Annotated in this window: 26 protein-coding genes; 11 read left to right on the top strand and 15 right to left on the bottom strand. The window is 64.9% G+C overall.

The features are described from left to right. Nucleotides 1-108: 108 nt before the first annotated feature. Genes ACN9MY_RS14790 through ACN9MY_RS14780 form a run of 3 tightly spaced genes read right to left on the bottom strand, consistent with a single transcriptional unit; the run spans nt 109 to nt 2,441 of the window. Entirely contained in the window at nt 109-1,683 is a 1,575-nt protein-coding gene (locus ACN9MY_RS14790; protein ID WP_426171747.1) for a hypothetical protein, read from the bottom strand. A gap of 54 nt (nt 1,684-1,737) precedes the next feature. Then, the gene (locus ACN9MY_RS14785; protein ID WP_426171745.1) at nt 1,738-1,908 is read right to left on the bottom strand and encodes a hypothetical protein; all 171 of its coding nucleotides are present in this window, start codon (nt 1,906-1,908) and stop codon (nt 1,738-1,740) included. A 38-nt stretch (nt 1,909-1,946) separates the two neighbouring features. Further along, on the bottom strand, nt 1,947-2,441 hold the full coding sequence (locus tag ACN9MY_RS14780) for an Lrp/AsnC ligand binding domain-containing protein (RefSeq protein ID WP_055926035.1): 495 nt from the start codon (nt 2,439-2,441) through the stop codon (nt 1,947-1,949). 99 nt (nt 2,442-2,540) lie between these two features. Between ACN9MY_RS14780 and ACN9MY_RS14775 the strand changes: the two genes are divergently transcribed. After that, nucleotides 2,541-3,830, top strand: coding sequence for a D-amino acid dehydrogenase (locus ACN9MY_RS14775; protein ID WP_426323315.1), 1,290 nt, complete (start codon nt 2,541-2,543; stop codon nt 3,828-3,830). A 130-nt stretch (nt 3,831-3,960) separates the two neighbouring features. After that, complete coding sequence (locus tag ACN9MY_RS14770; protein WP_426171740.1) at nt 3,961-4,797, top strand: HDOD domain-containing protein; 837 nt, start codon at nt 3,961-3,963, stop codon at nt 4,795-4,797. On the opposite strand, the gene hmpA is transcribed toward ACN9MY_RS14770, so the two are convergent. Both hmpA and ACN9MY_RS14760 read right to left on the bottom strand, forming a co-directional pair. After that, complete coding sequence (gene hmpA / locus ACN9MY_RS14765) at nt 4,794-5,975, bottom strand: NO-inducible flavohemoprotein (RefSeq protein WP_426337556.1); 1,182 nt, start codon at nt 5,973-5,975, stop codon at nt 4,794-4,796. The two genes, ACN9MY_RS14770 and hmpA, sit on opposite strands and share 4 nt — an antisense overlap. A gap of 75 nt (nt 5,976-6,050) precedes the next feature. After that, nucleotides 6,051-6,503 carry an RrF2 family transcriptional regulator gene (locus tag ACN9MY_RS14760; RefSeq protein WP_426337555.1) on the bottom strand — a complete coding sequence of 151 codons (453 nt, stop codon included), beginning with the start codon at nt 6,501-6,503 and terminating at the stop codon, nt 6,051-6,053. A gap of 93 nt (nt 6,504-6,596) precedes the next feature. Here ACN9MY_RS14760 and ACN9MY_RS14755 point away from each other — a divergent pair, with 93 nt between their 5' ends. The 5 genes from ACN9MY_RS14755 (at nt 6,597) to ACN9MY_RS14735 (ending at nt 10,115) form a co-directional block, all read left to right on the top strand. Beyond that, the gene (locus ACN9MY_RS14755; RefSeq protein WP_426337554.1) at nt 6,597-7,784 is read left to right on the top strand and encodes an NnrS family protein; all 1,188 of its coding nucleotides are present in this window, start codon (nt 6,597-6,599) and stop codon (nt 7,782-7,784) included. Between the two features lie 2 nt (nt 7,785-7,786). Next, nucleotides 7,787-8,188 (top strand): hypothetical protein, encoded by a 402-nt coding sequence (locus ACN9MY_RS14750; RefSeq protein ID WP_426337553.1) that lies wholly within the window; start codon nt 7,787-7,789, stop codon nt 8,186-8,188. Nucleotides 8,189-8,282: 94 nt separating this feature from the next. Further along, the gene (locus tag ACN9MY_RS14745) at nt 8,283-8,891 is read left to right on the top strand and encodes a c-type cytochrome (protein ID WP_426337552.1); all 609 of its coding nucleotides are present in this window, start codon (nt 8,283-8,285) and stop codon (nt 8,889-8,891) included. Beyond that, nucleotides 8,848-9,525, top strand: coding sequence for an SCO family protein (locus ACN9MY_RS14740; protein WP_426337551.1), 678 nt, complete (start codon nt 8,848-8,850; stop codon nt 9,523-9,525). Before ACN9MY_RS14745 ends, ACN9MY_RS14740 begins: the two co-directional genes overlap by 44 nt. Further along, nucleotides 9,522-10,115: a hypothetical protein gene (locus ACN9MY_RS14735; protein ID WP_426337550.1), complete on the top strand. Its 594-nt coding sequence runs from the start codon at nt 9,522-9,524 to the stop codon at nt 10,113-10,115. The genes ACN9MY_RS14740 and ACN9MY_RS14735 overlap by 4 nt, the downstream gene beginning before the upstream one ends. Here ACN9MY_RS14735 and ACN9MY_RS14730 read toward each other — a convergent pair whose 3' ends face one another. The 4 genes from ACN9MY_RS14730 to ACN9MY_RS14715 are packed head-to-tail and all read right to left on the bottom strand — an operon-like array spanning nt 10,116 to nt 15,101. Beyond that, on the bottom strand, nt 10,116-10,751 hold the full coding sequence (locus ACN9MY_RS14730; RefSeq protein WP_426171725.1) for an FABP family protein: 636 nt from the start codon (nt 10,749-10,751) through the stop codon (nt 10,116-10,118). It lies immediately after the preceding gene. Between the two features lie 18 nt (nt 10,752-10,769). After that, nucleotides 10,770-13,415, bottom strand: coding sequence for a bifunctional diguanylate cyclase/phosphodiesterase (locus tag ACN9MY_RS14725; protein ID WP_426337549.1), 2,646 nt, complete (start codon nt 13,413-13,415; stop codon nt 10,770-10,772). Between the two features lie 2 nt (nt 13,416-13,417). After that, entirely contained in the window at nt 13,418-13,840 is a 423-nt protein-coding gene (locus ACN9MY_RS14720) for a phosphate ABC transporter substrate-binding protein (RefSeq protein ID WP_426171722.1), read from the bottom strand. A gap of 10 nt (nt 13,841-13,850) precedes the next feature. Beyond that, a complete protein-coding gene (locus tag ACN9MY_RS14715; RefSeq protein ID WP_426171721.1) occupies nt 13,851-15,101 on the bottom strand; it encodes a hypothetical protein in 1,251 nt (416 codons plus the stop codon). 230 nt (nt 15,102-15,331) lie between these two features. Here ACN9MY_RS14715 and ACN9MY_RS14710 point away from each other — a divergent pair, with 230 nt between their 5' ends. Beyond that, nucleotides 15,332-15,751, top strand: a complete 420-nt coding sequence (locus tag ACN9MY_RS14710; RefSeq protein WP_426171719.1) for an NUDIX hydrolase — start codon at nt 15,332-15,334, stop codon at nt 15,749-15,751. Here the strand turns inward: ACN9MY_RS14710 and ACN9MY_RS14705 are convergent, their stop codons facing one another. Beyond that, nucleotides 15,752-16,492, bottom strand: coding sequence for an SDR family oxidoreductase (locus ACN9MY_RS14705; protein WP_426171717.1), 741 nt, complete (start codon nt 16,490-16,492; stop codon nt 15,752-15,754). 79 nt (nt 16,493-16,571) lie between these two features. Here ACN9MY_RS14705 and ACN9MY_RS14700 point away from each other — a divergent pair, with 79 nt between their 5' ends. From ACN9MY_RS14700 to ACN9MY_RS14690, 3 genes are all read left to right on the top strand, one after another. Continuing rightward, nucleotides 16,572-17,027, top strand: coding sequence for a hemerythrin domain-containing protein (locus ACN9MY_RS14700; RefSeq protein WP_426171716.1), 456 nt, complete (start codon nt 16,572-16,574; stop codon nt 17,025-17,027). A gap of 99 nt (nt 17,028-17,126) precedes the next feature. After that, the gene (locus tag ACN9MY_RS14695) at nt 17,127-17,543 is read left to right on the top strand and encodes a DoxX family protein (RefSeq protein ID WP_426171714.1); all 417 of its coding nucleotides are present in this window, start codon (nt 17,127-17,129) and stop codon (nt 17,541-17,543) included. 60 nt (nt 17,544-17,603) lie between these two features. Continuing rightward, nucleotides 17,604-18,008 (top strand): universal stress protein, encoded by a 405-nt coding sequence (locus tag ACN9MY_RS14690; protein ID WP_426171712.1) that lies wholly within the window; start codon nt 17,604-17,606, stop codon nt 18,006-18,008. On the opposite strand, the gene ACN9MY_RS14685 is transcribed toward ACN9MY_RS14690, so the two are convergent. The 5 genes from ACN9MY_RS14685 to ACN9MY_RS14665 are packed head-to-tail and all read right to left on the bottom strand — an operon-like array spanning nt 18,005 to nt 22,312. Further along, nucleotides 18,005-18,748: a YoaK family protein gene (locus tag ACN9MY_RS14685; RefSeq protein WP_426171711.1), complete on the bottom strand. Its 744-nt coding sequence runs from the start codon at nt 18,746-18,748 to the stop codon at nt 18,005-18,007. The two genes, ACN9MY_RS14690 and ACN9MY_RS14685, sit on opposite strands and share 4 nt — an antisense overlap. 26 nt (nt 18,749-18,774) lie before the next feature. Continuing rightward, complete coding sequence (locus ACN9MY_RS14680) at nt 18,775-19,686, bottom strand: dihydrodipicolinate synthase family protein (protein ID WP_426171709.1); 912 nt, start codon at nt 19,684-19,686, stop codon at nt 18,775-18,777. A gap of 1 nt (nt 19,687) precedes the next feature. Continuing rightward, nucleotides 19,688-20,959, bottom strand: a complete 1,272-nt coding sequence (locus ACN9MY_RS14675; RefSeq protein WP_426323293.1) for an FAD-dependent oxidoreductase — start codon at nt 20,957-20,959, stop codon at nt 19,688-19,690. Continuing rightward, entirely contained in the window at nt 20,956-21,198 is a 243-nt protein-coding gene (locus ACN9MY_RS14670) for a 2Fe-2S iron-sulfur cluster-binding protein (protein WP_426171706.1), read from the bottom strand. The genes ACN9MY_RS14675 and ACN9MY_RS14670 overlap by 4 nt, the downstream gene beginning before the upstream one ends. Further along, nucleotides 21,191-22,312: an NAD(P)/FAD-dependent oxidoreductase gene (locus ACN9MY_RS14665; protein WP_426337548.1), complete on the bottom strand. Its 1,122-nt coding sequence runs from the start codon at nt 22,310-22,312 to the stop codon at nt 21,191-21,193. Before ACN9MY_RS14665 ends, ACN9MY_RS14670 begins: the two co-directional genes overlap by 8 nt. Nucleotide 22,313 lies beyond the last annotated feature (1 nt).

Raw genomic sequence — 22,313 nt, 5'->3', positions numbered from 1 at the left:
CGTGATTATATAAGTAGTTGAAAAAGTGCGTTGTCCGCAGGTTATTGTACCAAAGCAAGACAGTGACTTTCGTACGGTAACGCACATACATTGCCTTCGCGCAACACTTCAGGCGTGGGCCGCCATGGCGGAGCGCAAGCGCGAGATTGCGCCCTGGGCCTGTGAAATGACCTTATCGGCAATACGTTTGCGGACTGCCTGCACGCGGCCGGCAGCTTCGGCCTCGAGCATCAGCGGCGTCAGCAGCTGGGTGGCCGATTCGTGGAAGCTGGAAGCGATCCGGTCCAGCTGGCGGCCGAAAGCGGCCTGTACTTCCTGCAAGCGCTTGCGCAGCTCTTCCTCGAAGGCGCGGCGGCGATCCTGGATTTCGGAGCGCTTGCGGCGGCCGGCATCGGCGAACCACTTGAAGGCGCCGGCCAGCAGCACGGCGCCGCCAACGAAAGGCGCTGCCGGCGCCACTACCGGCAGCACCACGGCCACGCCGAACAGGTAAGCCGCGGTACCGGTACCGGCGGCCGCCACGGCGCTGCCCATCAGGGTGAAATTGGCTGCCGTGTCGACCGACTGCGCCAGGCGGGTGCCGACGCGCATGCGCGGCATCAGCCGCGCCAGGGTGGCGTGGTGCTGGCGCTCAAAGACGGTGCTCTGGGTCAGGCGGATGTCGGACTGGAACAGCGACAGGTCGTGCTGCAGCAAGTCCAGCACTTCTTCCTTGCGCCGCACCACGCGGTCGAGGCGCGATTCCATTTCCTTGCCGAATTGCTCGCCGCTGGCGCGTTCATTGGCTTCCGGATGGCAGGCCAGCGCCAGTTCGATCGCGTTGCCGGCGTCATGCACGACGTCGTCGATATCCTGGTTCAGCATGCGGCGCTCGTAGGCGATGCGCGCATCGACCAGGGCCAGCCGCTGCTGCACCTGCTGGCGCAATTGCTGTGCGGTGGCCAGCAAGCCGGCCGCACTGGCCTCGCAGGCCAGCGGGGAACTCTCGTGCTCACGGTAACTCTCGATCCCCTGGCAGATGGTGGTCACCGCACGCTCGACGGCGGTATGCAGCTCTTCCTGGCTCATCAAGCCCCCGTTGTAGCCGCGGGCATGGTTCAGCAATTCGGCGTGCCCCATCGCACGGCCGAAGTCGGCCACGGCATCGGCCAGGCCGCGGCCCTTGACGAGCTTGCGCGCCTGGTTGCCCAGGTTGCTGAGCAAGCGGCGCTCTTCTTCCGGCGGCAGGCCAAACAACTGTTCCGGCGCCAGCTTGATGTGCAGGGCCTTGGCGACCTTTTGCGCCAGCGGCCGGGCGGCGGTGCCTTGCAGCGCCAACAACGGCTTCATCAGGTTAAAGGCCTTGTGGCGCGCCTGTTCCGCGACGGTCGGGCTGGAACGGGCCAGGGCCTGCAAAGCCCAGTCCACGCCAATGCCGCATTCGATCGCGTTCAGCATGATGGCGGTGAAGACGGCGGAAGCGCGGCCATCGCCGGCCAGGTCGGTCACGGCGGCAAATTGAGCCAGGGTCAGCGCGCCTTCGGTGCCGGCGATGGCGCCGACGGTGCGGGCCAGGTTGGAAGTGAAGCTCTGGTCGGAAGAAAGATGTTCGTCGAGGCCACGCAACAGCACAGCGTGCTCGGGTGCAGCCGGCGCGGGGGCGGCTGGTGTGGTGACGCTCGCGGCTCCATAAGTGCTTTGCACAAATACTCCGTTCGCTCAGTCCAGGCTAATGGCATTCTAGACCAAGTGAGCTCATCACCCAAACAGTTTCACGATTGCAGCAGTCAGCGCCGCATTAGCTGCAGTCTGTATCACCATCCAATGCAGGATTTCGGACTTCTGCCGCTCCATCGCCAGCAGCAGTTCCTGCTTCAGTTCCACCAGATCGGACATATGCGCCACCGGATCGGGTTTGTTTGAGGACATGTTACGCTCCTTGGTCAGAAAGCGTCATTGTCCCGCGGCTATGGAGCGGGCTCCGTGGGCAAAATCAAGGTTTCCTTGATTTCTTCCATGACGACATAGGACTTCGATTGCGCCGCGCCCGGAAGGTTCAACAGCATGTCGCCGAGCAGCTTGCGGTACTCTGCCATCTCATGGATGCGCGCCTTGATCAGGTAATCGAAATCGCCCGACACCAGGTGGCACTCCTGCACTTCCGGAATCCGCAGCACCTCGCGGCGGAACTGCTCGAAATGGCTGGCCGATTTCTGGTTCAGCGTGATCTCCACAAACACCAGCAAGCTGGCGCCCAGCGCACGCGGATTGAGCCGCGCGTGATAGCCGGCAATCACCCCGTCGCGCTCCATGCGCTTAACCCGCTCGATGGTCGGCGTGATCGACAGCCCGACCTGCTCGCTCAAGTCCTTCATGGCAATACGCGCATCCTCCTGCAGGATGCGCAGTATTTTGCGGTCAATCTTGTCCAGCCCCCGGGCCGATTCTTTCTGAATTCGCATGATTTTTTACTGTTTTAGCCTCTTCATATAGTAACAAATACTAGGAAAACTTAGTTATCCTAGCAAAATAATCCGCAACAAATATTCCGGAGGCAATTCATGCGCGTAGTTATCCTTGGCAGCGGCGTTATCGGCGTCACCAGTGCCTATTACCTGGCCCAGGCCGGCCACGATGTCACCGTACTGGATCGCCAGCCGGGCCCTGCCCTGGAAACCAGCTTCGCCAATGCCGGCCAGATTTCGCCGGGCTACGCCTCGCCATGGGCGGCCCCGGGCATTCCGCTGAAAGCCATGAAATGGATGCTGCAGCGCCATGCGCCGCTGTCCATCACGCCCGACGGCACCACCTTCCAGCTGAAGTGGATGTGGCAGATGCTGCGCAACTGCAATGCCGAATCCTACGCCATCAACAAGGAACGCATGGTGCGCCTGGCAGAGTACAGCCGCGACTGCTTCAAAGTGCTGCGCGCCGCCACCGGCATCGCATACGAAGGCCGCCAGCAAGGCACCACCCAGCTGTTCCGCACCCAGGCCCAGCTGGACGGCGCCGCCAAGGACATCGAAGTCCTGAAGGAAACCGGCGTGCCCTACGAACTGCTGACCGGCGCCGACCTGATGAAAGCCGAGCCAGGCCTGGCCGCATCGCAGCACAAGCTGGTCGGCGGCCTGCGCCTGCCGAACGATGAAACCGGCGACTGCCAGATGTTCACCACCCGCCTGGAAGCGATGGCGAAGGAACTGGGCGTCAAGTTCCGCTACGGCGTATCGATCGACAAGCTGGTGACCGACGGCGACAAGGTCAAAGGCGTGCAGTGCGGCGCCGAGCTGGTGGAAGGCGACTCCTTCGTGGTGGCGCTGGGCGCCTACTCGACCCCGTTCCTGAAAGAGCTGTTCGAGATTCCGGTGTATCCGCTGAAAGGCTACTCGATCACCGTGCCGATCGTCGACGGCGACAAAGCCCCGACCTCGACCATCCTGGACGAAACGTACAAGATTGCCGTGACCCGCTTCGACGACCGCATCCGCGTTGGCGGCATGGCGGAAATCGCCGGCTACAACACCAGGCTCAACCCGCGTCGCCGCGAGACCCTGGAAATGGTGGTGAACGACCTGTTCCCGGGCGCCGGCAACACCGCCGAAGCCACCTTCTGGACCGGCCTGCGCCCGATGACCCCGGACGGCACGCCCGTGGTAGGCCGTACCGCCATCCGCAACCTGTTCACCAACACCGGCCACGGCACGCTGGGCTGGACCATGAGCTGCGGCTCGGCGCAACTGCTGGCCGACATCATGTCCGCCAAGCGCCCCGCCATCTTCGCCGACGACCTGTCGGTAGCACGTTACAGCCAGGAACGCCCAGCCCGCCAGCCGCAACTGGCCGGCGCCTAACAAATTAAAAGTCGGGGTCAGGTCTGGCAATCCGCCATCTTTTTCGCATGGCGAAAAAGATGGCGGATTGCCAGACCTGACCCCGACTTTCATTTGGCAGTATCGCAGCTGGGGCCGTATAATTTTCGGCATGAATAAACTGGAAGCCTTCGGACACGTCGCCGCGCTGGCGATCCGCGGAGACCTCGTGTTTCCTACCAGCGTTAATGCCGCCCTGCGAGTGCAGCTCGCCCTGGACGATCCGGACTGCCCGATGGAAGATGCCATCAAGCTGGTGCTGGCCGAGCCGCAACTGGCCGCGCGCACCGTCTCGCTGTCCAACTCCGCCATGTTCAACCGCACCGGCGGGCCGGATATCACCAACGTCCGCAATGCCATCATGCGCGTGGGTTACCACAACCTGTACGCGCTGGCTGCGGCCATGGTGGTGCGCGCCTTCGGCAGCAAGATCACCGATCCCGGACTGCGCGCCAAGGCCGAGCAGCTGTGGCAGCACACCATCCACGTCGCCTGCCTGGCGCGCATCATCGCGCGTGAAGTCACCGGCGTGAATCCGGACACCGCCCTGTTTGCGGCCATCGTGCATGAAGTGGGCAGCTTCTACCTGCTGTCGCGCGCCGACGAATTCCCCGGCCTGCTGGAGCCCGATCCGGAGAACTGGCAGACTGCGAGCGAAGAGATCATCACGCGTGAAGTGCTGAAGAAGCTGGGCATCCCGGCCGAGGTGGCGGAAGCCATTGAAAACCTGCGCAGCGGCATGCTGCAGATCCCGCCCGAGACCCTGCTCGACACCCTGCTGCTGGCCAACCACTTCGCGCCGGTTACCTCGCCGCTGGCCCCGGAGCAGCAACAGCCGCCGCATGAGGATTCCGTAATGGACCTGTTCATCGACGCCGAAAAGCGCGAGCAGATGCTGGAAGAAGCGGAAGCCGATGCTTCCGCCATGAACGCTGCGCTGCTGGTTTAATCAAGCGCTTTGGCCGGGCCGAAGAACTCATAGTAGGTCTGCGCTTCCGGCACGCCCAGTTCGCGCAGGCTGCGCTTTACCGCCTGCATGAACGGCACCGGGCCGAGGAAGTAGGCGTCGACGTCGCGCGATTGCGGCAGCCATTCACCCAGCTCCTTGTTGCCCAGCAGGCCGACGGCATCGGCTTGCGGTTGGCCGTCGCGGTCTTCCGCGTAGATATAGTGGCGCTTCAGCTGCGGGTGGCGTTCGGCCAGGCCGTCGACGTGGTCGCGGAAAGCGTGCACACCGCCGTGGCGGGCTGCATGAATGAAGCGGATTTCGCGGCCGGTTTCCAGCGCCTGGTCCAGCATGGCCAAAGTCGGGGTAATGCCGACGCCGCCGGAGATCAGCACGATCGGGCGGCTGCCTTCGGCCAGCGTGAAGGCGCCGGTCGGCGGGAACAGGTCCACGGTATCGCCTTCATTCAATTGCCCATGCAGGAAGCCCGAAACCTTGCCGGCTTCCTCGCGCTTGACGCTGATCTGGTAAGTCTGGCCGTTCGGCGCCGCCGACAGCGAATACTGGCGGCGCTGCTCTTCCCCATCCACCACCACGCGGATGCCGATGTACTGGCCCGGCGTGAAACCGAGCACCGGCTTGCCGTCGACAGGACGGAAGACAAAGCTGGTGATCTCGTCGCTCTCGACACGCTTGGCCGCCACCACGAACTGGCGCGCCCCCATCCATCCGCCCGGTGCTGCCGCCGCGGCCTCATAGTTCTTGCCTTCGGCGCCGATCAGGATTTCAGCCAGTTGGCCGTATGCCGCGCCCCAGGCCTCGAGTACCGCGTCGGTAGCGGTTTCGGCGCCGAGCACTTCGCGGATGGCTTTCAGCAGGCTGGCGCCCACCATCGGGTAGTGTTCCGGCTGGATCTGCAGCGCAACGTGCTTGGTGACGATGGTATTGACCAGCGGACCCAGTGCTTCCAGGCGCTCGATATGCCTGGCGTACATCAGGATGCCGTTGGCCAGGGCGCGCTGCTGGTCGCCGCTGTGCTGGTGGGCCTGGTTGAAGAACGGTTTCACCTGCGGGAAGTCGGTGAACAGGGTCTGGTAGAAGTGGCGGGTCAGGGCTTCGCCGCCTTGCTCCAGGATTGGGACGGTGGCGGTGACGATGGCACAGTGTTCTGCGGACAGCATGGGTATGGCTCCTTCTCGGATAAACATGCACCCATAATACATGTTTACCTTAAACTGCGTCAATAAAGATGCAGATCAAATGCGCATTTTATGAAGGATCACCGGCTGCGCACCGTCCTTGCCCTTCGGGCCCGGCAGGATGTCGGCCAGCGTCATGCCATCCAGTACGTGCAGGAAGGCTTCCGTCGCTTCGCCAAGCTTGCGCTTCAGGGCGCAATCGCGCAGGAAGGCGCAGTGCCCAGGCTCGGCTTCGAAGCATTCGGCGATGTAGAAATCCGATTCGCTGTCGCGCACCACTTCGCCGATATTGATGTCTTCCGGTTCGCGGTTCAAACGCAGGCCGCCGTGCCGGCCGCGCACGGTTTCCACCAGGCCGCTGGCGCCCAACTGGTGGATCACCTTGGTCAGATGGTTCTTCGAGATGTCATGCAGGTCCGCGATCTCCTGGATCGTGACCAGCTTGTCGCGGTTCATGCCGAGGTACATCAGCGAACGCAGGGTGTAGTCGGTAAAGGATGTCAGTCTCATGATCTACGTCATATAAAGATGCATTCGAAATATTGCTTTAGCCACAGGCCTAATGTAGCATTCATTATACATCTTAAGAACATGAGGCCAGCCATGCGCAGCATCCATATTCCCACCGAGCCAACGCCAGCCGGGCAACCGCATCCCTTGCTGCGCCTGGGCTTCCGCCCTTTCTACCTACTGGCTGCGGCGCTGGCGATGCTGTCGATACCAATGTGGCTGCTGGCCTACAAGGGCATGCTGTCCGCCCTGCCCGCCGCCAACATGCTGTGGCATATGCATGAAATGGTGTTCGGCTTCGGCGGCGCTGTGATCGTCGGCTTCCTGTTTACAGCGGGCCGCAACTGGACCAACCTGCAAACGCCGGCCGGCGGCCAGCTCGCAGGGCTGGCCGTGCTGTGGATCGCCGGCCGCTTGGCCATGCTGCTGGCGCCCGGCGTGCCGGCGCTGCTGGTCGACGGCCTGTTCCTGCCGCTGTGCGCCATCGCGTTCGGCCGCGTGCTTTACCAGGCGCAAAGCAAGCGCAATTACCCGATCTGCGGCATCCTGGCCTTGCTGTCGATCGCCAACCTGCTGTTCCATGCGGCGGCCAACGGCTGGATTCCGCTGTCGGCGCTGACTCCCGTGCATGGCGCGATCCTGATGATCACGGTGCTGGAAGCAGTGATCGGGGGCCGCGTGATCCCGATGTTCACCCGCAACGGCGCGCCGGGCAGCCAGCCAGTGACCGTGGCGTGGCGCGAAAAGGCCAGCATTGCCCTGTTGCTGGCGACGGCGCTGGCATGGGTGACGGGCTTGCCAGGCTTCGTGGTGGCGCCGGTGGCTTTTGCGGCGGCAGCCATCAATTCCATCCGCCTGCTCGGGTGGGCGCCCTTTGCGACCGTGCGCGTTCCCTTGCTGTGGATCCTGCACCTGGCCTATGCCTGGATCGTGGCCGGCCTTCTTTTGCTGGGCTTTGCGGCGCTGGGCATCAGCTCCGCCAGCAGCGCCTTCCACGCCTTGGCCGTGGGCGGCATGTCGGGCCTGATCCTCGGCATGATCACCCGTACCGCGTTGGGTCACACTGGCCGCATGCTGCGCGCCGGCCGTGCCGAAAGCGCAATGTATCTTTTACTGCAAGCTGGCGCCCTGGGCCGTTTGTGTGCCAATATTCTTCCTGCCGGAATGCGTGACTTCCTGTTACTGGGCTCGGCACTGGCCTGGTCGGTCGCCTTCCTGCTCTACCTGTTCGTATATGCGCCTTACTTAAGCCAGGCCCGCATTGACGGGCGGGAAGGTTAAATGTGGACACCGTGACCCTGCTCCTGTCTTCCTTCATACTTTCAGTCAGCGGCCTGCTGGTGTTCATCTGGTCGCTGCGGCACCGACTGTTCAACGCCACCGCGGCCGCGGCCAATGTGATCTTCTCGCCGGGCGAGATCGGCCACGGAGAGGAACCGGCGGCAAGTCCGCAGCAGCGCGCCGGGCTGGCGCTGCCGGTGGCCGGGCAGGACCGGCGCGCGCCCAGCGACGCCGAGCGGGCCGCCATGCAGCAGGAACTGGCGGAGCGCGTGGAGGCGGACCGCTCGAGCGCCTTTGTCACTTTTGTTTTCCTGTCCTGCTCCGTGGCGTGGCTGCTGGTGGCCACGGCGGCAGGCCTGACCAGCTCCATCAAGCTCCATGAGCCGGACTGGCTGCTGCAGTAGCCGGAAGTCCTGGACCTGGTGGCGTACCTGCAGTCGCTTGACCATACCTATCCCGTGTTGCCGGCGCCGCAGGCCAGGAAGGAAGGAGCGCCCAATGCCGCAAAAAGACTTTGGCGCGCAGCAGCGCGAGCATCCCGACCCGACGGAGAAGGACCGGCCGATTCCAAGGTATGTCTTGCTTGGCGTCGGGGTAGCGCTGGCGTGGGCGGTCAGCTACATCCTCACGGTGCGCGACGACGACCCGGCCCTGGGCGACCGGCGCACCATGTCGACGCTGCAGGCCAAGGCCGGCACCGCGGCCGGCGCCGGCGGCGCAGTCGATGGTGCCCAGGTGTATGCGGCTCAGTGCGTGGCCTGCCACCAGGCCACGGGCGCCGGCTTGACGGGCGTGTTTCCACCGCTGGCCGGTTCGGAATGGGTGACCGGTGCGGAGAACGTTGCCGCCGCGATCCTGCTGCACGGGGTGACGGGCAAGCTGAGCGTGAAAGGTTCGGCATATAACGGACAGATGCCATCGTTCAAGGACAAATTGAGCGACGCGGAAATCGCTGCAGTGTTGAGCCATATCCGCAGCAATTTCGGCAATAGCGCAGCCAGGGTGGCGCCGGAGGCAGTCAAGGCGGCGCGTGACGCGACGGCTGCGCGCAAGGACCCGTTCAATGGAGACGACGATCTCGCCAAACTCGCCAGGCCAGCCAATTAAAGGGGATTTGCCGCGCACCCTGGCGCTGCTTGCCGGGATGGTTGCTGTCGCGGGAGCGGCGCTGTGGCAGGCCACCATGGGATTTCGCGTCGTTTCCACCGAAGCAGGACGGCGGCTTGCCATCGCCGAGGCCCCGCTGGCACTGCCCCGTGTCGACCTTGCGCTGCCGGGCGCCATGGCTTCGACACGGCGCATCGACTTGCCGGCACTGCTGGCGGCCGACAAGCGGCCGGCCATCGTCACCTTCTTTTATGCGCGCTGCAATGCGGTTTGCTCCGTCCAGGGCACCGAACTGCAGCAGATGCAGCGTGAAATCCTTGCCCGGGGCTGGCAGGACAAGCTGCTCCTGTTGACGATTTCCTTCGATCCACGCGATTCGCTGGACGACCTGGCCCACTATGCATCGCGCATGCGGGCCGATGCGCAAGCCTGGCAATTCGCGGCCGTGCCCGATGCGGCGCAGCGCCAGGCCTTGCTGGAGCAGGTCGGGATTATCGTGCTGCCGGCCGAGATGGGAGAATTCCAGCACAACGCCGCCTTCCATATCGTGACGCCGGATGGCCGGCTGGCGCAGGTGGTCGACTACGAGCAGCCGGAAGCGGCATTGGCGGCGGCGCTGGAGCTTGCCCGATGAACGCGGCGACGCGCGGCGCGGGCCGCCTGGCCTTGGCGTCCGCCGCGTTGCTGGCGGCGGCCTTGCTGCTGCGCGCACCGCTGGAGTCGTCAATGGCCCTGCATATGGTGCTCCAGCTGCCAATGATCGCGGTGGGCGGCGCCCTGGCCGGCCTCGCCGCCGAGCGCCATGCGGCACGCCTGGCGGGCGCGCTGGCGCGTTGGGACGCGCACGGGCTGGCAGGCCTGGCCTGGCTGCTGCCGGCCAGCGCCTACTGGATGGTGCCACGGGCGCTCGAGCAGTCGCTGACGATGCCGCTGTCTGAAGCGGGCAAATTCGCCAGCCTGTTCCTGCTCGGCTTCCTGCTGCCGGGTGCACTTGCGCGCGCGGCGGTGGTCATCCAGCTCTTCTTCCTTGGCAATTTCTGCGCCATGATGGCCATCGCCGGCATGCTGTACCAGGATATGGCGCAACGCCTGTGCAATGCCTACAGCCTGGACGACCAGGTGGTTACCGGCGTCGGACTGGTCGTGGCGTCGATCGGCATCGCTGCTGCCTGGTGCGTGTGGCAACTGCCGGCCATTGCAAACCAGGCAAGGGAACGGGCCTAGTTACTTGCGTGCCAGCGGATTCGGGGTTGGCTCGGCCACCTTGTGCAGCACATTGCGGTCAACGTGGTGGAACGGCTCCGACTCCTTGCCGCGCAAGAGCATGACGGTATCTTCCTCGTAACCCCAGGTGCCGTCGTCGTTGATGGTGACCTTGATGCGGTACTCGGTGGTCTTGAAGCCGAACTCCAGGAAGGGATTGGAGCAGATTCCATAAGTATCCTGCTCGCGCTGCGCCACCAGTTCGAAGGTCTTCGCATCCGGCGCCGCAATGCCCGATGCCATGGCGATCTGGCCGCGCGGAATGGCCAGGGTCTGGATCACGGTATTGGTGGCCGGTTCCCACAGCCAGTAGCCGACCTGCTCGTGGTACGTCTTGACGTTGTCAGGCTTGTTGACGATCAGGACGTAGCGCAAGCCGTAGAACAATTGCGGCCCGTTGGTGACCGGATCGATCGGCTGCAGTTCAATGCGCTCGACATAGGCCTGTTTGCGCGGGCCGTCCGCCTTGGGCTTGATGTCGAGGCCGCGCTGCCCTTCCCAGATGCCGGCCATGGCGGCCAGCGGGCCAAGGTTGGCCAGCGTGTCCATGTCGATATTGGAAGGTTCGGTGTAAATGTCGTTGCTGTATTCGCTCATTGCATGCTTGCTCATTAATCAGGGAGCAAGCATTGTAACCTCGGCACCCGAATCTTCGCCGAGCAGCATGGCGGTGATCTCCTGCGGCGGCACCGGACGGCTGAACAGATAGCCCTGCACTTCGTCGCAGCCATGCTGCTGCAGGAAGCTGCGCTGCTGCTCGGTCTCCACCCCTTCCGCAATCACACGCATGTCGAGCTGGTGCGACAGGGAAATGATGGCGCAGGTAATGGCCTGGTCATCCGGGTTGGCCACCAGGTCGCGCACGAAGCTCTGGTCGATCTTCAGGCGGCTGATCGGAAAGGACTTGAGCGCCGCCAGGCTGGAATAGCCGGTGCCGAAATCATCGATCGCCAGCGCGATGCCCATCGCTTCCAGCTGGCGCATCTTGGCCACCGACTGCGCGGTGTCGCGCATGATCATGCTTTCCGTGACTTCCAGCTCCAGCCATTGCGGATCGAGGCCGCTCCACGCCAGGGCCGCCGCCACGCGTTCGACCAGGCGCGGATCGTCGAACTGGCGCGCCGATACGTTGACCGATACCACCAGCGGCGGCAGTCCCGCGTCCTGCCAGGCACAGGCCTGGCGGCAGGCTTCGCGCAAGGCCCATTCGCCGATCGCGATGATCAGGCCATGCTCTTCCGCCAAGGGGATGAACTGGGCCGGCGACACTGCACCGCGCTGCGGATGCTGCCAGCGCAGCAAGGCTTCAACGCCGAACATGCGCCCCGATTCCAGGTTCACCTTTGGCTGGTATGCCAGCGACAGCTGCTGCTCTTCCAGCGCCTTGCGCAAGCCTTCCGTCAATGCCAGCTTTTCCTCCAGGCCGGCGTTCATCTCGCGGGTGTAGAACTGGCAGTTGTTCTTGCCGCTGTCCTTGGCGCGGTACATGGCCGCGTCGGCATGCATCATCAGCGTGTCGGCATCGCGTCCGTCGCGCGGGTAGACGGCGACGCCGATCGAGCAGCTCACCTGCATCTTCTGCCCTTCCAGCATGATCGGCTGCACCACCGATTCCAGAATCTTGTTCAGCAGCGGTACCAGCACCTGCGGGTTGTCGTTCACGTGCGGCAGCACCAGCACGAATTCATCGCCGCCGAAACGGCCCACGGTATCCTCGCGCCGCACGCAGCCCACCATGCGGCCGGCCACTTCCTTCAACAGTTCGTCGCCGGCGTTGTGGCCCAGCGAGTCGTTGACCAGCTTGAAGCTGTCGAGGTCGATGAAGGCCACCAGGACCGATTCGTTGTTGCGCTCAGCGTGCGCGATCGATTGCCCGAGGCGGTCGCAAATCAGGCTGCGGTTGGGCAGGCCGGTCAGGGCATCATGGTGGGCCATGTGGTAGATGCGCTCCTCGGCGCGCTTGCGCTCCGTGATATCGCGCACGATCGCGACCACGCCGCCTTCCACGCCCACCACCTGCCAGTGCAGCCATTCGGCCTGCAGTTGCGGCACCATGTTGGGGCCTTCCTCCTGGTGCACGCCGCCATTCCGGGTCACCTGCGCCAGCCGCTCGAACATGCCGTTGTGGCGTGCCGCCGGCATCCACCCGCACAGCGTTTGCGCGCGCAGCTCGTTGCGGCTGCGGCCAGTCAGTTGTTCGGCGCGCGAATTGACCGCCGCGAACTTGAAGTCGACCACCAGCCCATCCTTGTCCCGGATGGCGCGCAGCACGAAAAAGGCATCCATGTTCGATTCAGACGCGGCCGCATAGGTTTCCTGCGCGCGGCGGATGCGGCGGCGCGCCTTGGCGCCCTGCCAGACGCAGGCCCAGACCAGGGCAGCGAGCAGGATCAGTACCGCGCTGGCGACGCCTGCCTCCCACAGCAGCTGGCGGCGCTGGGCCGCGAAGCCGGCCATCTGTTCCTGCTCCGACAGGCCGACCATGGCGCTCAGGCGCAGGCCGGCCAGCTGGCGCACCGCCGTATAGCGCTTGACGCCGTCGATCCTGCTGGCGACCGCTACGCCACGGCGCCCCTGCAGCGCCGCCAGGTCCAGCTTTTGGCCGAACGATTGCTTGTCGCCGACGCGCCGCGCACGCACCACGCCGTCGTCGCCGACCAGGCCGAGCATGCCTTGCTCGCCCAGGCGGCTGCGTTCATAGCCGCTGGTGAAATAGGCCGGATCGACTTCCACGATGACCACGCCGGCAAATTCGCCGTGCTTGTCGTCCAGCCGGCGCGTGAAATGCAGGTGCCAGTCCGGGTTTGCCTCGTCGCGCATCGCATGCGAGATGAAGGTGTAATTGCTGCGGTGCTGCCGATGGAAGCTGAAATACTCCTGCTGCGCGACGTTGATCGAGCGGGCAGCGGGGTTGCTGGCGACCGTATTGCCCTGGGCGTCGACAATGCTGACCACGAAGACCAGGCCGGACGGCAGCAGGCCATGCTCCTGCAGTTCGGGCAAGGCGCCGCGTGCGCCCTGGCTCTCGGCGCTGTACTTCAATACCTGCAAGGTTTGCTCGATGCCGTTGATGCTGCGCGCCACCTGAGCTTCATAAGTCGCGATCAATTCGCTGGCCGATTCGGCAGCCAGTTCCCGCGAGGCGGCGGCTTCGCTGTCGATGAAATGCAGCGTGGTGCCCCACACCACGGCCAAAAGGACGAGCGTGAACAGGGGCAGCGAGACATGCGTCTCAAGGCACATGCGCAACCAGCGTTTCATGTTCAATGCACCACCAGGACCGGACGCACGCTGGCATCGAGCGCGCTGCGATCGATATAGCCGATCAGGGTTGGATTATCCGCCACCAGCTTGCGCACTGCCTGGCTGTTGGGCAGTTCGCGCGGCGGCTGGCCGCGGCCGGTGAAAATCTTCTTGGTCCAGTAGGCCTTCATCAGCGCCGGGCTGCGGTTGGCCACCTTCAGGTAAAAGTCGTCGCGCAGCGGGGAGCCGATCGGCAAGTCGAGCGCTACCACTTCGCCGCCATCGGGGAAGCGCGTCGCTTCGGAAAGGAAGATATCGGCCACCTGCTCGGCGCGCAGCGTCGTGATGGGGCTGCGCGCCGACACCACCACGACCAGTTCGGCGGCGGCAGTGGCGCCGGCAAGCGTCACCAGCAGCAGGCAGCAAAGGAATTTCCTGATCATGGCCTGCCCTTCAGAACACGAAGTCCACCGACGCGCTGAACACGCGGAAGCTGCGGCCATAACGATAGCCGGGCTGGATGTTCGACAGCGTGCCGCTGGTACCGTTGCGCGGCCGCACATGGTCGAATTGCAGCTTGACGGCGGCATTGCCGCTGGCATCCCAGCGCAGGCCAAGGCTGTTGCTGTCCTGTTCCGCGATCATGCTGAGCAAGCCGTTCAGCTCCGTGTTCAGGCGCCGGGCAGCCGGCAGGTACGGCGGCGGCAACGTCGACAGGTCCAGGCCTGCGACCCGGTTCGGCGTGTTCGCCACCACCTTGCTGAAGGTGCCATACGGCGTGAAGCTGCCCAGGCGATAACCGCCGCTGACATAGCCCGCGGTCTTGTCGCCCAGCATGGAACGGGCGTTGACGCGCCCTATCTCGCCCATCACGAACCAGTTGCCGGGGTCGTAGGAAGCGCCGATGCTAAGCACCGTGGCACGCTTGCGGTCAGGCTCGTAGCGGCGCGCCAGCACTTCGCCCTGCGGGCCAAACTGGCGAATGGCGGAAAACAGGTCTTGCAGCAGCGGGGTTTCCAGCTCGCCCTGGATGGCGGTAGCGCGCACCGTCAGCGCGCCGGCGGTGCTGGTGCTGGAAATGCCCGCCAGCTTGTGCGCCCTGACGCGGGTGGTGTCGGACAAGGGCACGCTGGTGCCGCCGTACAGCACCTGCGTGGTGTTCTTCACATCGCCGAAGGTCCAGCGGTAGCTGGCGTCGATGCCGTCGCTGTTGCTGATCGGGAGCGCGGCATACAGTTCGACCGGCGTGCGCACCGACGTCAGCGCATAGCTGGCCTTGCGGTAGTCGCCGGACAGGAACAGCGGCAATGCAATCCTGCCAACGCGCAGGCTCAATTCCGGCGATACCTGGTATTGCACATTGGCCCATTCGACTTTTGGCGTCCACGAATGGGTCAGATGACGTTCCGCCACGACCTGCAGCACGGCCGACCAGTGGCCGCCGGAGTTGTAGGCAAGCTGGGCGCCGAGGCGGCTGTCCACCGCGTAGCTCCAGTCGCGCGTGGCGCCGGCCTCGCCCGGATTCAGGGGATTGGCCGCATAATCTGCCTGCTTCTCGCTTGAATGGACGGCGCTCAGGGTGCCGAAACCGCCAAAAGTCCAGCTGCCGTCTTGCGCCGCCGTGTGCCCGGCGTGCGCAGCCGGCTGCAGGAGCAGCGTTCCGGCAATGGCGAACAGGACAGGCGTCTGGTGCAGCTTTGGCATAATGGCACTCTTGGCAAGAAACGTCGGCAATAAAACAGCGCCGCTTGCCGTACCGGCATGCGTTCGCGTCAGGTGTGGGATTGGACTGGTAAGACTCAGCGCGGGAAAGGCGCTTTTTGAATTCTCACACTTTATAACAGCGACCTGTAACTGTCGAGAAATTTCCCTAGAGTACCTTTACTATCTCTTGGGAAATATTTAACTGTGAATAAAAGCAAAGGAACGAAGCAATGCAGCAGGTTTCATGCGGCACCCTGGTGGTGAATAGCGCTCGCCAGGTGCTGCTATGCCATGTCACGGGTACGGCAAGCTGGGACATTCCCAAGGGCTTGCAGGATGCGGGCGAAACGCCCCTGCAATCGGCACGGCGCGAGCTGTTTGAAGAAGCCGGCCTGGATTTCGAGGCCGGCCTGTTCGAAGACCTCGGGGAATTCAGCTATCGCCCGGACAAGCGCCTGCACCTGTTCAAGGTGGAAGTCGGCGACCAGTTGTGCAACCTCGACCACCTGCGCTGCACCAGCTTTTTCCCGCACCAGCGCACCGGCGAACCGACGCCCGAAGCAGACGGCTTCCGCTGGGCTGCGCGCGATGAACTGAGTTCCCTGTGCTGGCCGCGCATGGCGTCGCGGCTGCTTTCAATAGCGTGGTGATCACGCGCCGCCGGAAACGCGGATCGTCGTGCCGGTAAGGTAGCGCGCCGCGGGCGACAGCAGCCACACCGCCGCTTCCGCGATTTCATCCGGCTCGCCCACCCGTCCCATGGGGATGCGGGCCGCCACGCGCGCCGGCCTTCCCGCATCGCCGGACGTGGCATGGATATCGGTCTGGGTGGTGCCAGGCGCCACGCCGCACACGCGGATGCCCTCCGGCGCCACTTCCTTGCCGAGGCCCATGGTAAAGGTGTCGACGGCCGCCTTGCTGGCCGCGTAAGCCACGTATTCGTTCGGGCTGCCCGCCGTCGCCGCGGTGGAGCTGATATTGACGATCACCCCGCCCTTGCCGTGTGAGCGGAAGGCCGCCAGCGCAAGGCGGCTGGCCTGCATCAGGCCCAGCACATTGGTGCGGAACACCTGCTCCACGGTCGCCGGCGCGGTATCCCCAAAGGCCCCCAGCCCGCCGGTAATGCCGGCATTGTTCACCAGCCCCGACACCGGCCCCAGCTCTCGTTCGACGGTGGCGAACATGCGTTCGATATCTTCATCGCGCGCCACATCCGCCTGCACCGCCAGCGCCCGGCCGCCGGCCGCTTCGATGTCCGCCACTACGCGCGCCGCCGCTTCGGCATCGCGCTGGTAATTCACGGCCACCACCCAGCCATCCTGCGCCGCCCGGCGCGCAATGGCAGCGCCAATGCCGCGGCTGGCGCCCGTTACGATCACTATTTTTTTCATAGCCATATTCTATTTGATTTGGGTCATGGATTCTGAACGGCTGTCCGGCCAGACTTGAGGGATAGACAAGGAGACCGCAATGCAACGCCTCGAATGGAGTCCGCTGCTGGAAACCGGCGTGGCCGAGATGGATGCCTCCCACCGCGCCTTATTGCAAGCCATTCACGCAACCATCGACGCCGACGATGGTTCCCTGCCCAGCCGTATCGCCGGACTGCTCAGCGCCCTGGCCCTCGATTTCGCCGAGGAAGAGGCGCTGATGGACCAGCTCTACTATCCCACCGAGCACGAACACCGGGCCGCCCACCGGCGGGCCTTGGCCGCACTGCAGCACGCCCTGCCCGTTGCGCAGGCCGATCCGGCCGGAGCGCGCACCCTGCTGGAGCGCCTGCCGCGCTGGTTCCTTAGCCACCTGAGCGCGATGGACTTGCCGCTGGCGGTCGCCGTGGAGAACGCAGGGCACCCGCATACCCAGCCCCCCAGCGCCAAGCTGCGGCAGCAGCTGGCGCTCTTGCTGCAAGAGCAATCCATCTGATTTAACGATACATTGCATCCAAATATATTGGCTTCCGGAATATGTCTCTGCGGCATAAGATGACTTCGTCAACAACACATTCCTTGAAGGAGTCATCGCATGAACACACAGACCAACAACGCTTTCCTGCCACTTGCCGGCCGCATCCTGATGGCCGCCATCTTCGTCATGAGCGGGATCGGCAAGATCGCCAATCCGGCCGGCACCCTCGGCTACATCAACGCCATGGGCCTGCCATTCCCTGAACTGGCGCTGGCGGGCGCCATCGGCATCGAAGTGCTCGGCGGCCTGCTGCTGGTGGCCGGCCTGTACACCCGCCCTGTGGCATTGGCGCTGGCCGCGTTCTCGGTCGTGACCGGCCTGGTCTTCCACAGCGCGATCGCGGACCAGAACCAGATGATCCACCTGATGAAGAACCTGGCGATGGCCGGCGGCCTGCTGCAGATTGCTGCGTTCGGCGCCGGCAGCCTGAGCCTCGATGCCCGCCGCACCACGAATGCGCTGCGCACCGCCTGACTGCTTGCAGGACTGTGGCGGGACGCTTTAGACTGCGGCACCTGAAGGAGACTTGAAAAGATGTTTCGCCACATTCTGATTCCAAGCGACGGCTCCGCCGCATCGCAACTGGCAGTGAACGCCGCCCTGCGCATGGCCCGCGAAAGCGGCGCCCGCGTCACGGCGGTTCACGTGCTTCCGGAAGAACCGGCGCTGGCCAGCGTGGCCGCCGCGCCAGCCGAGAACTCGATCCTGGCCGATATCGCGCGCCAGGCCAGCACCTTGAACGTGGACTGCACCACGCTGGAAGTGCACGCCGACCAGCCGCATTCGGCCATCGTTTCCACCGCCTTGCAGCGCAACTGCGACCTGATTGCGATGGCCTCGCGCGGGCGCAGCGGGCTGGCCAGCCTGATGCTGGGCAGCCAGACGCAGAAAGTGCTCACGCACAGCAAGATTCCGGTGCTGGTGTTCCGCGAGGGCTAACGGCGCACGGCAACCAGGTCGTCGTAGATCGGCACCGCCGCCATGGCCAGCAGCACGCACGCCAGCGGCAGCACGGCACCAAAGCCAACGGCCTTGAAGCCGAAGGCCCCGGCCACGGCGCCGACAAAGAACGACGACACCAGCGCAGCGAGGATACGCACGCGCTTCCAGTCCGCGGCCACGCGCGGCACCGCCTGGTCGTCGCGGTTCCAGTAAAGCGCCTTGCCGGCCTCGATGCCAAGGTCGGTCACGATGCCGGTCATATGGGTGGTGCGGATTTCGGCGTTCGAGAGCTTGGTAATGACGGCATTCTGCAGCCCCATCATGAAGCACAGGAGCATCACCGTTGCCGGCAGCACGATCACGTCGATCGCCTGCAGGCGCGTTCCCATGACGCCAAATGCCAGCAGGAGGATTGCCTCCACCAGCAGCGGCAAGGCAAACTCGCTGTGAAGATGCCGGCGGCGTGCAAAATTGACCATGACGGCGCAACAGGCCGCGCCGGCCAGGAAAGCCAGCAAGGCGCCGGCGCAGTCGAGAGCCGCGTCGATGGCGCCCAGCGCCAGGTCGTCGGCGGCGGACGACAGGATGCCGGTCATGTGGGAGGTGTACTGCTTGACGGCCAGGAAGCCGCCCGCGTTGGCCGCCCCGGCCACGAAGGCCAGGGCGATGCCGAGGTGGCGATTAGCAGCGGCGGCGCGCTGCCGTCCGGTCAGGCTTCTTACATAATTGATCGGCATTCGTCCTCGGCATAAGATCGAACCTCTTACAGGTAAGCGCTGACGTCGGGACGGGTTGCCAGTGCCTGCTGCACCACCTGCACCACGAACTCGCGGTCAGCGCCGCGCAGTGGCTGGCGTGGGCGGCGAACGTTTTCGTTGCCGACACCGACCAGTGCTTCCACCAGTTTCAGATTTTGCACCAGCTTGGTCGAAACGTCGAGGTGCAGCAGCGGCATGAACCACTGGTACAGCTTCAGGGCTTCGGCCAGGCGGCCGGCTTTGACCAGCTTGTACAGGGCCACGGTCTCTTTCGGGAAAGCCACCACCAGGCCGGCCAGCAAGCCGTCGGCGCCAACTGCCAGGCCTTCGAAGGACAGGTCGTCCACGCCCATGAAGATGGCGTAGCGGTCGCCGACGGCGTTGCGCAGGTCGGTCACGCGGCGGATATTGTCGGTCGATTCCTTGATCGCTTCCAGTTCCTCGCAGTCGGACAGCTCCTTGAAGTCGGCCGGGGTCAGGTCGACCTTGTAGGTGACAGGGTTGTTGTACACCATGATCGGCAGCTTGGCGGCCTTGGCAATGGTGCGCAGGTTGGCCTTGGCTTCATACGCGTCCGCCGCGTACAGCACGGAAGGCATCACCATGAAGCCGTCCACGCCCAGGTCGCGCGCTTCCTGCACATAGCGTTCGGCGTTGGCGGTGCGGGTTTCGCTGACGTTGGCCAGCACCGGCACGCGGCCGTTGGCGACCTTGACGGCGGTCTTGGCGACCGCCAGCTTCTCTTCGAAAGACAGGGTGCTGGCTTCGCCCAGCGAACCGCAGGTGACCAGGCCGTGGCAGCCGCTGTCGATCATGAAGGAGAAGTGCTTCTCCATTTCTGCGTGGTCCAGCTCCTCATTCGCGTGGAATTTGGTGGTTACTGCAGGGAATACGCCTTCCCATTTGATTGCTGCCATTTCAAGTCTCCTTGTGAGGTTCGAGGGTGATAATGCTGCCGGCACGTGCCGGCGAGATCGGTGTACGCACGGCGTCCGGACGCCATCCATACAGGAAATCGGTTGCGTTGCCGCAGATGCGGCCCTGGCAAGGGCCCATGCCGCAGCGGGTTTGCAGCTTGGCGCTGCGCCAGTTCGGCTGCCCGCGCAGTTCGTCGTGGCAGACGTCTTCGCAGCGGCAGACAATGGTGTCGGGTTGCGCCAGCGTGCGCAGTTCTTCACGCGGGGCGAAGGTGCGCGCCAGCCGGGCTGCAAAGCCCTGCCATTGGGTGCGCTCGGTGAAGAGCTCTGGCGTCACGCCCTCGCCGCAGGCTGCCAGGCCAGCAATGCGGCCTTCGACCAGCGCCAGGTCCACGCCGCCGACACCGGTGCCCTCGCCCGCGCACAGCACATTCGGCACGGAGGTGCGTTGCCAGGGGTCGGTCTTCACTGCGCCTTGTTCGATGGCGCAACCGAGTGCGCGCGCCAGCTCGGTGTTCGGCAGCAGGCCATAACCACAGGCGAGATAGTCGCAATCGATATCGAGCCTTGCCCCCTTGCGCTGGACTTGTACGGATGTCACTTGCACGTCGCCCCTTGCGCTCGTCACGTAGCTGTTGGCGTAGTAAGGAATGCCGCGCAGGGCCGCGCCAAGCCTGACGGCTTGCAGCGCCTTTGACGGCGTCAGCGCCAGGCCTGCGGCAAAGCGCGCCAGGGCCGGGAAGCTCGCTTGTTCAACAATGGCGGCGACGAGCGCCCCGCGCTCCTTCAAGGTCGCAGCGACGGCCAGCAGCAGCGGGCCGGTGCCGGCAACGACCACGCGTTTGCCTTGCACAGGGTAGCCGCCTTTTGCCAGCGCTTGCAGGCCGCCGGCGCCGGTGACGCCGGGCAGCGTCCAGCCCGGGAACGGCAGCAGCAATTCGCGGGCCCCCGTAGCGAGGATCAGCTGGTTGTAGCGGATCGTGCCGGCACGCTCGGCATCCTGCAACAGCAGCTCGCCGGGGCGGGTCAGCATCAGCACGCGGGTGCCGGGCAGGAAGCTCACCTTGCTTGCGGACTCCAGGGCCTGCCAGAGCCGGCGCGCGCGCTGGTCCTGCTGCCTGGCCGGGCCGCCGCGCCAGATCTGGCCGCCCGCCAGCGGGTTGTCGTCGACGATGGCGATGCGGCGTGCACCTTGCGCGCTGGCCGCCGCGTGGGCTGCGGCCAGGCCGGCCGGGCCGGCGCCTACGATCAGGATGTCAAAGAGTTGCGTCATGCCGAGGCTCCCGTCTGCACGTCCATGCCCGAGCGGCAGAGCGTCTGGCAGGACAGCACATGCGCACGGCCGTTGATCGTCACGCGGCATTCCTGGCAAACGCCCATGCCGCACAGGGGTGCGCGCAATTGCCCGCTGACCGAGCGCCGCGTCACGCCTGCAATGGCGGCGGCGACGGTGGTGCCGGCGGCAACGGTTGCGCCATGGCCGTCGATCGTCAGACTGATGGAATCAGCCATAGGCCCTCCCCTGCGGATTGAAACGGCTCGGCATGTAAGGACGCGCATCGATCCCAGCCTGCCCGCCCGTCATTTGCGCGACCAGTAATTCCGCTGTCGCAAGCGAAGTCGTGATGCCAAGCCCCTCGTGGCCGGTGGCCAGCCATACATTGCGGCGCGACAGGTCGGGGCCGATCAGCGGCAAGCCATCCGGCGTCGCTGCACGCAAGCCGGTCCAGCAGCGCAGGATGTTCAAGCCTGCCAGCGCCGGCGTGTATTCGACTGCCCTGGCCAGCATGCGCGCCATCATTGCCGGTTCGGCCGCCAGGTCGGTGGTATCGAACTGCCGCGAGGAGCCGATCAGCACCTGCCCGGTAGGACGCGGCTGCAGGTTGAACGCCACCGATTCGCCTTCCGATGCATGCGCGCTCTTGATATAGCCAAGCTCCACCAGCTGGTGGCGTACAAATCCCGGATAGCGGTCGGTAATCATCACGTGGCCCTTCTTGGGCCGCAGCGGCAGGTCCGGCGCCAGCGCCAGGCAGCGCGTGCCGGCCGCCAGCACCACCCGCCCCGCAGACAATCGCGAGCCGTCCGCCAGCAGGACGCCGTCGTCTTCCAGCGCGACGGCCTCGCCCATGAGCAGGGATGCGCCTCGCGCGACCGCCCGGGCCAGCAGGATGCGCGCGCTCTTGGGCGGATACACCAGCCCGTCGCCCGGCACCAGCAAGCCGCCGGCCAGGTGAGGCCGCAGGTTCGGCTCGAGGCGGTACAAGTCCTGGGCGCCGATCACGTCGCACTCCAGCCCGTGGGCCTGCATGGTGACGGCCTTGGCGCGCGCTGCGTCGAGTTCTTCATCGTCGGCGGCGACCCAGATGGTGCCGCAGCGGCTGTATTCGTGACGCTGCGGCTGGCCTTCCACCAGTTCCTTCCAGAGTTCCAGCGAATGGGCGCTCAGGGCCAGTTCCGCCGCGTTGTCGTCCATCGCCACCAGGTGTCCCATGCCGGCTGCCGTGGCGCCGCTGCCGACCGCATCGCGTTCGACCACGGTCACGCGCAAGCCGCGCGCCGACAAGGCATCGGCGCAAGCGGCGCCGATGATCCCCGCGCCGACGATCAGGACGTCCGGTGTCATG

The sequence above is a fragment of the Pseudoduganella sp. R-31 genome (assembly GCF_049913235.1).
Classification (GTDB): Bacteria; Pseudomonadota; Gammaproteobacteria; order Burkholderiales; family Burkholderiaceae_D; genus Rugamonas.
This window is presented reverse-complemented; position numbering and strand designations above follow the sequence as displayed.